This window comes from Arthrobacter sp. AFG20, from assembly GCF_002892795.1.
Classification (GTDB): Bacteria; Actinomycetota; Actinomycetes; order Actinomycetales; family Micrococcaceae; genus Arthrobacter.
This window is the reverse complement of sequence record NZ_PJMC01000036.1, coordinates 1-10,340: the sequence shown is the minus strand read 5'-3', so window position 1 is coordinate 10,340 and position 10,340 is coordinate 1. Positions and strand designations below refer to the sequence as shown.

Below are 10,340 nucleotides of genomic sequence, written 5' to 3'. Positions count from 1 at the left end.
AGCGATCGCCGACGCACCCCACCAGGTCGCCGCGAAAACCCAGGGCAACCCGCTCGCGGCCGGGCTGATCGCGTTCGGCGCCGGGCTGCTCGTCTCCTCCCTGATCCCGCCGAGCCAGAAGGAACGCGAAGCCGCCGACGCCCTCAAAACCGCCGCGGAACCGGTCACCACCCAGCTGACCGAGGCCGCCAAGGACATGGCCCAAGGCCTGAAGGAACCCGCCCAGGACGCCATGGAAAACGTCAAAGCAACAGCCACCGACGCCGCCCAACACGTCAAGGACGAAGGCCAAACCGCGGCCTCCGACGTCAAAGCCACCGCCACGGACGCCAAGGACCACGTCCAAAACACGTAGCGGCGATAACGCTCCAAACAGTCGAAGTACGACGCCGGCCGGCACGCTTTACGCGGGCCGGCCGTTTGTCTGCGGTCAGGTGTCCGGGGTCAGGTGTCCGGGGTCAGGTGTCTGCGGGCAATGTCGGGGCCCGCAGTGGCGCGGGCTCAGGCCCTGCCCTTGAGGATCAGGTTCCAATAGATGCCGGGGAAAAGGTCGCGCTCGAGGATCCAGGTGGAATGCCGCTCCTTCGCCACGCGGACTTTGGGGATCGAGGGCATCGGCTTGTACTCGTCGTCGAACTCGGCGAACACGACCGTTGACCGGGACACGGTGAAGGGGCAAGCGGAGTAGCCGTTGTACTTGGTCTTGGGCTCCTCGCCCCTGATAACCGCTTTGAGGTTCTTCGCCAGCACGGTGGTCTGTTTCCGGAGGGCGGCGCCGGCCTTGGAGTTTTTGGTGGCGGCGGCGTCGCCCAGGGACCACACGTTCGGATACCTGGGATGACGGAGGGTCTCCGGATCCACTTCCACGAAGCCGCCGTCGTCACCGGGTGCCGGCAATTCGGTGTTCTTGAGCCAGTCCGGTGCCGACTGCGGCGGCACCGCGTGCAGGACGTCGTAGGTGAGGCTCTCGCTCGAGCCGCTGACGGCGTCGTGGATTTGCAGGGCGCGGGCATCCGCGTCTACGGCGGTCATCTCGCTGTTGCACCGCAGCTCAATGCCGTACTCGGCGATCTTGCGGTTCAGTTCCTCGTCCACACCCGGCACGCCGTAGACCGTGGGGGTCGGCACCACCATCACCACACGGATGTTGGACAGCACTCCCTGCTGGCGCCAGTAGTCGCAGGCGAGGTACATCGGCTTCTGCGATGCGCCGCCGCATTTGACCGGGCCCGAGGGCATGGTGAACACGGCAGTTCCGCTTCTCAGCCCGCTGAGCAGGGCCCAGGTCTTGGGAGCCAGCTCATACACATAATTCGAGGCGGCATGGGGCGATTCCATGGCCTCGGCCAGGCCAGGCACCTTGTGCCAGTCAAGCTGCAGGCCCGGGCACACCACCACGTGGCCGTAGCTGAGCCGGATCCCGGAGGCCAGTTCCACCGAGTTCGTTTCCGGTTTGATGTCCACCGCGCTGTCCGGAATCCAGGTCACACCCTTCGGCATGACCGACTCCTGCGGGCGCACGGCTTCGGCGGCCTCGGCGGTACCGCCGCCGATGTGCGAGAACAGCGGCTGAAAGAGGTGCCTGCCGCTGGGTTCCACCACCGCAACGTCACGGACACCGTAGCGCCGCAGCCGCGCGGCCAGCGATATCCCGGCGTTCCCGCCGCCGACCACCAGCACGTTGTACCGCCGTCGTCCGTTGCTGGCGGGCCCGGAGGTCCCGGCGGCCTCGGCACGGTTCCCGAACGACGGCGGAACGGGCGGTGTGCTGGAACGTGGAGGACCTGATTCCGATGCCATGGGAACTAGCCCTTCTTTTCCGTCAGGGCGCCCGCCTTGTGCGCAGCTCTTGCACCCGACTTTGCGGACTCCACAACATACTGGGGTTCGTCGTCGCTGGCCCGGTGGGTGTAACCGTCGAGCTCGAAGTCGCTGGTTTTCTTTTCCACGATCTTGCCGTGGGTCTTTCCCTGCGGAGTGTTCCACTCCACTTCGGTGCCCTTGGTCAGTGCCACGCGTGCTCCTCGGGTCGGGATGGGGTTCGAGATCTGGCGGATCAGGATTGGCGAGCTGGAACTGGCAGGCGGGGACCGGCGTCGGCCATCAGGACCGACACTACAGCCGGCGGCAGTGACCGGCCAGAGCGGGTGCCGATCTGATGTGCCTGAGAGCTCGCTCTCCTGCGGCCGCCGGAATCGCTGGACTATGCCCCGGCACACCACCAGACTGTCTATTACAGCTGGTCATGCCCCTTTTTTCTTGGGGTAAGGCCCAACTTCACTCGGCCTTTGCACTGAGAGGACACCGCCATGGAGAACCTGGCAGCCATCCTTCCGCTGATCATCATTGTTGTCTCGGTGCTTCTGGGCATTCTGGTTATTTGGCTGGCCGTCAAACTCATGTGGAAAGTGGCCGAACCCAACGAGGCCCTCATCATTTCCGGGTTGACGCGCGGCACCCTGGAAAGCACCGACGGGATGGACTTCAAGATCGTCACCGGCAAGGGCGCACTGGTGGTTCCGGGCCTGCAGACCGTCCGGACGCTGTCCCTAACGCTGAACGAGACGGAGCTGAAGGTCTCCTGCGTCACGTCCCAGGGTATCCAGGTGATCGTTGAAGGCGTCGTCATCTACAAAATCGGGGATGCCCCGGCGTTTATTGCCAACGCCGCCCGAAGGTTTCTTGGCCAGCAGCCGAAAATGGAAAGCCAGGTGTACAACGTCTTCGAGGGCCACCTGCGTTCCATTATCGGCAGCATGACCATGGAGGAAATTATCCGCGAGCGCGACAAGTTGGCGTCCCAGGTCCGCGGCGCGAGCGGCGTGGAAATGGAAAAGCTGGGACTCGTGGTTGATTCCTTGCAGATCAAGGACCTCCAGGACCCGACCGGCTACATCCAGAACATCGCCAAGCCGCACATCGCCCAGGTGAAGATGGAGGCCCGCATTGCGGAGGCCACCCGCGACCGCGAGGCCGCGGAACGGGAAGCCGAGGCCGCCGCGCAAGTCGCCGATGCGCAGAGCGTCTCCGCCATCAAACAGTCGGTGGCACAGGCCAACGCCGAGCGAGCCAGGGCCAATGCGGCGCAGGCGGGCCCGCTGGCCGACGCCACAGCCCGCCAGCAGGTGGTGGTCCAGGAAACGGAAGTGGCCAAGCTCGAGGCGGACCGCGAGGAACAGAAGCTGCAGACCACCATCCGCAAGCCCGCCGACGCCAAGGCCTATGCCCAGCGCACAGAAGCGGAGGCGCAGAAGGCAGCGGACATCAGTGCCGCCGAAGCGCGGGCCAAGCGGACGGAACTCGAAGCCCGGGCCAATGCCCGCCGGGTGGAAGTCGAAGCCCAGGCCAATGCGACCGCGGCCGCGGCAACTGCAGGAGCCACCCGGGTGACCGGTGAAGCCGAGGCGGCAGCCACCAAGGCGCGCGGCGATGCAGCGGCATCCGCCATCAAGGCGAGGGCGCTGGCGGAGGCTGAGGGCATCAAAGCCCGCGGCGAGGCGCTCGAAAGCAACCAGGACGCCGTCATCTCCCAGCAGCTGGCGGAAAACATGCCGGCCATTGTGGCGGCTGCGGCCGAGCCGTTCGGACACGTGGACCAGCTCACCGTCCTGAACGGCGCCGATGGCCTCAACAGCATGGTGGGCGGGATCATCACCCAGGCCGGCTCGTTCCTGCCGCGGCTGTCGAGTGCTCTGAAGAACGGGCAAAACCATGCCAAGCAGCCGCCGAAGCAGCCCGGTGCCTAGGCCCGGCGCCCAGGGAAGCCCGGGAAAAGCCGAGGGACGCAGTGCACAGGAATGTTGACCGGACCCTGACCGGGAAAATCGGCAGGGTGAGCGGGCAGATTGGCCCCGGAACCGTCGGGGAGGTGATGCTCGCCTACCGCGGCGGCACCAGCGCCTTCCACGCCTACCCGTTCGACAAGGTCAGCGTCTTTACGGTGGGTGACGAGGTGCTGGTCATCTACTTCGAGCCGCCGCAGACCGTCTTCGTGGATGAGCTGCCGGACGTTCTCCGCCACCGGGAACGGTAGCCCCCGCCTGTTAACCCAACCTTCCCTTCCCGGTCACGCCGGCTCCCCCGCACGGTTAGACGGCAGGAACACCGTTGAGGTGTGAGGATCGCTATCGTTGCCGAATCATTCCTGCCGCTGATGAACGGAGTCACGCACTCCATCCTGCGGGTGCTTGAGCATCTGCAAGAGCGGGGCGATGAGGTGCTGGTGATTGCGCCGGCGACGTCGGACGCTGATGTTCCGGACGTTGTGCACGGCGCGTTTGTGCACCGGCTGCCCTCCGTTCCGCTGGCCGGTTACACGAACGTGCGGGTGGCGCCGGGAGGTGTGTACCGGGTCAAGAGAATCCTTGCCGACTACGCACCGGATGTGGTCCACCTGGCGTCACCGTTCGTGCTCGGCTGGCGGGCGGCGCAAGCCGCGCACCAGCTGGGGATCCCCACGGTGGCCATTTACCAGACCGAGGTTCCCAGCTACGCCGCCCGGTACGGGGTGCCGTTCCTGGAGAACTGGGCCTGGAACCGGGTGGAAAACATTCATCTCCTGGCGTCCCGGACGCTGGTGCCGTCCACGTTCGCGCTAAACCAGTTGCGCGGCCGCGGGATTCTGCGCGTGGGCATGTGGCGGCGCGGTGTGGATACCGCGCGTTTTGCGCCGGGAAAGCGCGACGACGGCTGGCGGGCTTCCGTGGCACCTGGCGGCGAGCGGATCATCGGCTACGTCGGCCGGCTGGCGGTGGAGAAGCAGGTGGAGGACCTCGCCGTGCTGGCAGACGTTCCGGGCACCCGCCTGGTGATCGTGGGCGACGGTCCGCAGCGGGCCGCGCTGGAGGAGGCCCTTCCCGCGGCGGTGTTCACCGGTTTCCTCGGCGGCGAGGATCTGGCCCGGGCCACGGCGTCGTTCGATCTGTTCGTCCACCCGGGCGAGTTCGAGACCTTCTGCCAGACCATACAGGAGGCCATGGCATCCGGCGTGCCGGTGGTTGCCACTGGCCGCGGCGGCCCGCTGGATCTGGTGGAAAATTCCCGCACCGGCTGGCTCTATGAGCCCGGCGACCTGGCCGGTCTGCGGCGGCATGTGATGGACCTGATGGGCGACGACGCCAAGCGCCGCGCGTTCGCGGCGGCCGCTTACGCTTCGGTCCAGGGCCGGACGTGGCCGGCCCTGTGCGCGGAGCTGGTGCGGCACTACAAGGAGGCTATTGCCGGCATCCCGCTGGTTGAGCCCGTCGAAACCCGGCCCGTCCAAACCCGGACCACCCGCACCCAAGGAGCCACCCTGTGAAGATTTCCGTGATCGGCTGCGGCTACCTCGGTGCCGTCCATGCTGCCACCCTCGCCTCCATGGGCCACACCGTGGCGGGGATCGACGTCGACCCCGCACGGGCCGAGCAGCTCGCCGGTGGCCGGGCCCCCTTCTTCGAGCCGGGGCTCGACGAGCTCCTGCGCGACGGCCGCGCCACCGGCCGCCTCAGCTTCTCCACGGACTTTGCGGACGCCGCCGGCGCGCAGATTCACTTCCTCTGCGTGGGCACTCCGCAGTCCAAGACTTCCGACGGCGCCGACCTCAGCTACCTGGTCTCCGCCACCAAAAGTCTCCTACCGCACCTTCGCCGGGGTGCCGCCGTCGTCGGCAAATCAACGGTGCCCGTGGGCACCGTTGACCGGCTGGGGCGCATGCTCGCCGCTCGGCCGGACGTGCTGCTGGGCTGGAATCCGGAGTTCCTGCGGCAGGGCACCGCGGTGAAGGACACGCTGGTGCCGGACCGGCTGGTGTACGGCGTGCACGGCGGCAAGGAGGGCGCGTTCGGGCGCCGCAGCGACGGGACGCAGGGACCGGCCCGCGGTGTGACCGCCGTGCTGGACGCGGTGTACGAGCCGCTGTTGCGCGCCGGCATCCCGCGGCTCGTGTGCAATTTCGCGACGGCGGAACTGATCAAGTCGGCGTCGAACGCCTACCTGGCCACGAAGGTCAGCTTCATCAACGCGATGTCGGAACTGTGCGACGCCGCCGGTGCTGACGTCACTGAACTGAGCGAGGCGATGGGCATGGATCCGCGCATCGGCAACCGGTACCTGCACGCCGGTCTGGGGTTCGGCGGCGGCTGCCTGCCCAAGGACATCCGCAGTTTCCGGGCCCAGGCGCAGGCGCTGGAGGTCCGGTCCGTGGACGACTGGATGGGTGTGGTGGACTCCATCAACCTCGGCCAGCGTGCCCGGACCGCGGAGGTGGCGCGGGAACTCTGCGGCGGCCTGATCGCCGGCCGGACGGTCACCGTGCTGGGCGCGGCGTTCAAGCCGGACACGGACGACATCCGCGACTCCCCCGCCCTCGACGTCGCGCTGCGGCTCGCCTCGGCCGGGGCGCACGTCACGGTGACAGACCCGAAGGCCATCAACAACTCATGGATGCGCTACCCGCAGCTGCGGTTCGAGGCCTCCGCCATGAGGGCGCTCGAGGGGGCCGAGCTGGTGCTGCTGCTCACCGAATGGGCCGAGTACCGCGAACTGTCTCCGGCCACCGTCGGGCAGCTGGTTCGGCGCCGGACAATGCTGGACGCACGGAACGTGCTGGACGCCGCGGCCTGGCAGGCGGAAGGATGGACCGTGCGCGGCCTCGGCACCCGGGCGGCGCCGGTGGGTGGGCACGTCTCCGCTGGCTGGCCCAGGCCCGCCGGCTGAGCCTTGGTCTCGGCAAGCTCGATCAACGGTACGATCTTGCTGAGGGGGTGGAACGCCCAATGAGTTTCTCGCGGTCTCACGCAACGGTCGCATGACGGCGGCTTCCCCACGCCCTGAGGGGACGACTGCCGGCGGTTACGCTGCCCTGTTTGACTCGCTTCCGGACGCGGTTCTGGTGGTCGGCAGCGACGGCGTCATCACCCAGGTCAATCCCGCCGCGGAGCGACTCTTCGGCTACGGCAGGCTGCAGCTTGTGGGCCAGGACCACCGGATGCTCCTCGCCGAAGGCTACCGCAGCGGCTTCGACCGGCTCTTCGCCAGCCTGCGCAGCGAGTCCGGCGCCATCGCGGCCGCGCAGACCCCCTTCGAGTCCTATGGCCTGCGCAGCGACGGCACGGAGTTCCACGGCGAGGTGGCATGCTCGCTCCTGGATGCCGACGGCGGCTCCTCCCTGGTCGCATCGGTCCGTGCCACTTTCCACCGGCAGGAGGCCGACGCCGAGCTGCGGGAGGCGATGTCGCTGCTCAGCGCCACCCTGGAGTCGACGGCGGACGGGATCCTGGTGGTCGGCGTCGACGGAAAGATCGCCGGCATCAACGAGCAGTTCACGAAGATGTGGGGCATCCCCAACGAGCTCATGGCCGCCGGCGACGACGCGGCCGTGATTGATTTCGTGCTTGGCCTCCTCTCGCACCCCGAGAGCTTCCTGGACAAGGTCAACGAACTGTACGCGCACCCGACCGCCGAAAGCCACGACACGTTGGAGTTCCTCGACGGCCGCACGTTCGAGCGCTACTCACGGCCGCAGTGGGTGGGCAACGTGGTAGTGGGGAGGGTGTGGAGCTTCCGGGATGTCACGCCACGGCGTCGGGCCCAGGAACAGGCCCGGCAAGCGATGGCGGATCTGGCCGAACAGGCAGAACAGCTGAAGGCCATGGCGTTCCAGGATCCGCTCACCGGGCTGGCCAACCGCAAGCTGTTCCATGACCAGCTGTCCGAAGCGCTGCACGGCCGCAGTAGTACCGCCGTCGACGTTCTCCTCCTGGACCTGGACGACTTCAAGGAGGTCAACGACATCCTGGGCCACGCTGCCGGGGACCAGATGCTGGTGGAGGTGGCCCGCCGGCTGAAGGCCTGCGTCCGGCCGGACGATACGGTGGCCCGGCTGGGCGGTGACGAGTTCGTCGTGCTCCTGACCGGATCTGCGGATGCCGAGTCCGTCGCGGAGCGCATCGTGCAGTCGCTCAATGTCCCGGTGTGGATCGAAGGGTCCATGCTGCGGCCCAGCCTGAGCCTGGGGATCGCGTCGCTATGTGCGGACGCCGTGGCTGCGTCGGAGCTGCTGCGTCGCGCGGATGTGGCGATGTACGCGGCCAAAGCCGCCGGCAAGAACCGGTACATGCGGTTCAAGCCGGAGATGATGACCGCTCTGGTGCAGCGGACGGACATGGAGGCGGGACTGCGGCTGGCCGTTGACAACGATGGGATCCGAGTAAGCTACCAGCCGGTTGTGTCGCCGCGGCTGGGCGAGGTGATCCAGTTCGAGGCCCTGGCCCGGTGGGAGCGCGACGGCAGGAATGTCCCGCCGTCGCAGTTCATCCCGACGGCGGAGCGGAGCGGGCTGATCTCGGCCATAGGCCTGCAAATGATGCGGGAAAGTTTCAACCAGCTGGGGCCCTGGCTTACCGGCGGCGCTGAGCGTTCACTGGCGGTCAACGTGTCCGGGGTTCAGCTGCGGGACCGCGATTTCGCCGGTGATGTGCTGCGCATGGCCGAATCCCACGGCATGGATCCCCGGCAGCTGGTGCTGGAGGTGACGGAGAGCGTCTTTTTCGACGCCGACGACCAGGTGATCAGCCAGCTCGCGAGCCTGCGCAGCGCCGGCGTGCGGGTTGCACTCGACGATTTTGGCACCGGCTACTCGTCGCTGGGCCGGCTTCAGGACCTGCCCGTGGACGCGGTAAAAATCGACCAGTCCTTCGTCTCCATGGTCCGCACCGGGGCGGAGAAGCTGCCGATCCTCAGCTCCATGATCAACATGGCCCACAGCCTTGGCCTTGGCGTCACCGCGGAGGGCATCGAAACTTCCGAGCAGGCCGCCTACCTGATGGATCTGCAGTGCGACGCATTGCAGGGCTACCTGTTCTCGGTCCCTGAATCCGAGGGCGGCCTCGATCAGGCCATCAGCCGCTCTGCCGAGGCGTTGCAGGCGCTCAAGGGAATTCACCCGCGCCGCTGATTTCAAACGCTCCCTCACCTTTTGTCGCCAAAACCCAAGCCCTTCCTCACCTTTCGCCGGGAGAATCTGGACCCTCCCGCAGGGGCCTTCCGAAGGGGCGGCGCATCTCAGGCGTTGTCGAGGTCGGACGCGCCCGCCGGTTCGCCTGCACTGATGAGCTCGAGGCTGCGGTCCCAGAAGTCTCTCGCCAACTCGGCGTCGTAGGCCTGCTTGTTGGCCTTCGCCAGCGCACGCTTGACGTAGAAGGCGCCCGGCACCCAGTCTCGTCCGGGCGTCGAAGTAGCGAGCCAGACGAGCGTGTCAGCGCCCTGCTCGGCCGAGAGCAAGAACCGGTTTAGGACAGTCTTGTAAGCATGGCGGAACCAGCTGGTGGACTCGGCCGCGAAGTTGGTCGCCACGACGCCAGGGTGGAAGGCGGCCACCGCAATACCGCCCTCGCCGAAGCGGTTCTGCAGTTCCGCGGTGAACAGAATGTTCGCCAGTTTCGCGGTGCCATAAGCGCGGTTTGTCGAGTAGCTCCGCTCGGAGTTGAGATCCGACAGGTCCAGCCGCCCGAATCCGTTGGCAGCACTCGAGGTGTTGATGATGGTGGCACGGCTGGCACTGAGAATGTCCAGCAGCTCGGTCGTGAGCAGGAACGGTGCCAGGTGGTTGATCTGGAACGTCTTTTCATGGCCGTCCGCTGTCAGCTCGTGGCCACGCATGATCCCGCCGGCGTTGTTCACCAAAACATCGATCCGCGGGTACCTCTTCCGCAAAGCCGCGGCCAGCTCACGCACCTGCGCCAGCTCCGCGAAGTCACAGACGAAATAGTCCACGCCCAGTTCCGCACCCACCGCTGCGGTCTTCTCCGGGGAACGCCCGACGACGACGATCCGCTCGCCTGCCCGTGCCAGGTTCCGCGCGGCTGCCGCCCCGATGCCGTCGCTGGCGCCGGTGACGACAATGATGCGTTGGGGCATAAGGTGTCCTTTGCTGGGGTGGTTGACTCGCTGATCCACGAGACGATTCCCCACGTACAACGGTGCCCGGCCGGGACATGTTCCCCGCCATTTCCTCACATCCCGTCGCTTCAAACCCGGGGCTTCGCCGCCCTTGGCGGCGAACTGCGGAAGCGTTGGCGAAAAGGAGGCAGGAGCCGAGGAAGGGTCCGGGAAAAACCTGCAGGACGTGAGGGAGGGTTTAGGGAAAAGGTTGCAGGATGTGAGGGAGGGTTGGGGAAAAGGCGGCAGAAGCTGAGGGAGCGTTTGGGGAAGGTCCGTTGGTTGAGCGTGGCGAAACCGAGCCCATGGGAGGGACTCACACGTGGCTTAAATGCGGGAGAGCCCCGACCAGTGGCTGGTTGGGGCTCTCGACCGTTTTTCTAATGGTTGTCCGGCGGTGACCTACTCTCCCACACCCTCCC

General features: G+C 66.8%; 8 protein-coding genes and 1 pseudogene. 6 read left to right on the top strand and 3 right to left on the bottom strand.

Annotated features, from left to right (window positions below; all coding sequences use genetic code 11):
- Nucleotides 1-355 (top strand): annotated as a pseudogene (locus CXZ05_RS22560) (hypothetical protein); the annotation flags it as partial.
- Between the two features lie 146 nt (nt 356-501).
- Here the strand turns inward: CXZ05_RS22560 and CXZ05_RS22555 are convergent.
- Both CXZ05_RS22555 and CXZ05_RS22550 read right to left on the bottom strand, forming a co-directional pair.
- Nucleotides 502-1,800, bottom strand: coding sequence for an NAD(P)/FAD-dependent oxidoreductase (locus tag CXZ05_RS22555; protein ID WP_102974683.1), 1,299 nt, complete (start codon nt 1,798-1,800; stop codon nt 502-504).
- Between the two features lie 5 nt (nt 1,801-1,805).
- Complete coding sequence (locus tag CXZ05_RS22550) at nt 1,806-2,015, bottom strand: DUF2945 domain-containing protein (RefSeq protein WP_102974682.1); 210 nt, start codon at nt 2,013-2,015, stop codon at nt 1,806-1,808.
- A gap of 294 nt (nt 2,016-2,309) precedes the next feature.
- On the opposite strand from CXZ05_RS22550, the gene CXZ05_RS22545 reads away from it, so the two are divergent.
- From CXZ05_RS22545 to CXZ05_RS22525, 5 genes are all read left to right on the top strand, one after another.
- Entirely contained in the window at nt 2,310-3,746 is a 1,437-nt protein-coding gene (locus CXZ05_RS22545; RefSeq protein WP_102974681.1) for a flotillin family protein, read from the top strand.
- Nucleotides 3,747-3,787: 41 nt separating this feature from the next.
- Nucleotides 3,788-4,033: a hypothetical protein gene (locus CXZ05_RS22540; protein ID WP_102974680.1), complete on the top strand. Its 246-nt coding sequence runs from the start codon at nt 3,788-3,790 to the stop codon at nt 4,031-4,033.
- Nucleotides 4,034-4,114: 81 nt separating this feature from the next.
- Nucleotides 4,115-5,299 (top strand): glycosyltransferase family 1 protein, encoded by a 1,185-nt coding sequence (locus CXZ05_RS22535; RefSeq protein ID WP_258006690.1) that lies wholly within the window; start codon nt 4,115-4,117, stop codon nt 5,297-5,299.
- On the top strand, nt 5,296-6,696 hold the full coding sequence (locus CXZ05_RS22530; protein WP_102974679.1) for a UDP-glucose/GDP-mannose dehydrogenase family protein: 1,401 nt from the start codon (nt 5,296-5,298) through the stop codon (nt 6,694-6,696). Before CXZ05_RS22535 ends, CXZ05_RS22530 begins: the two co-directional genes overlap by 4 nt.
- A gap of 91 nt (nt 6,697-6,787) precedes the next feature.
- On the top strand, nt 6,788-8,935 hold the full coding sequence (locus tag CXZ05_RS22525; protein WP_102974678.1) for a bifunctional diguanylate cyclase/phosphodiesterase: 2,148 nt from the start codon (nt 6,788-6,790) through the stop codon (nt 8,933-8,935).
- Between the two features lie 107 nt (nt 8,936-9,042).
- On the opposite strand, the gene CXZ05_RS22520 is transcribed toward CXZ05_RS22525, so the two are convergent.
- Nucleotides 9,043-9,897, bottom strand: a complete 855-nt coding sequence (locus CXZ05_RS22520) for an SDR family NAD(P)-dependent oxidoreductase (RefSeq protein ID WP_102974677.1) — start codon at nt 9,895-9,897, stop codon at nt 9,043-9,045.
- Nucleotides 9,898-10,340: the final 443 nt, after the last annotated feature.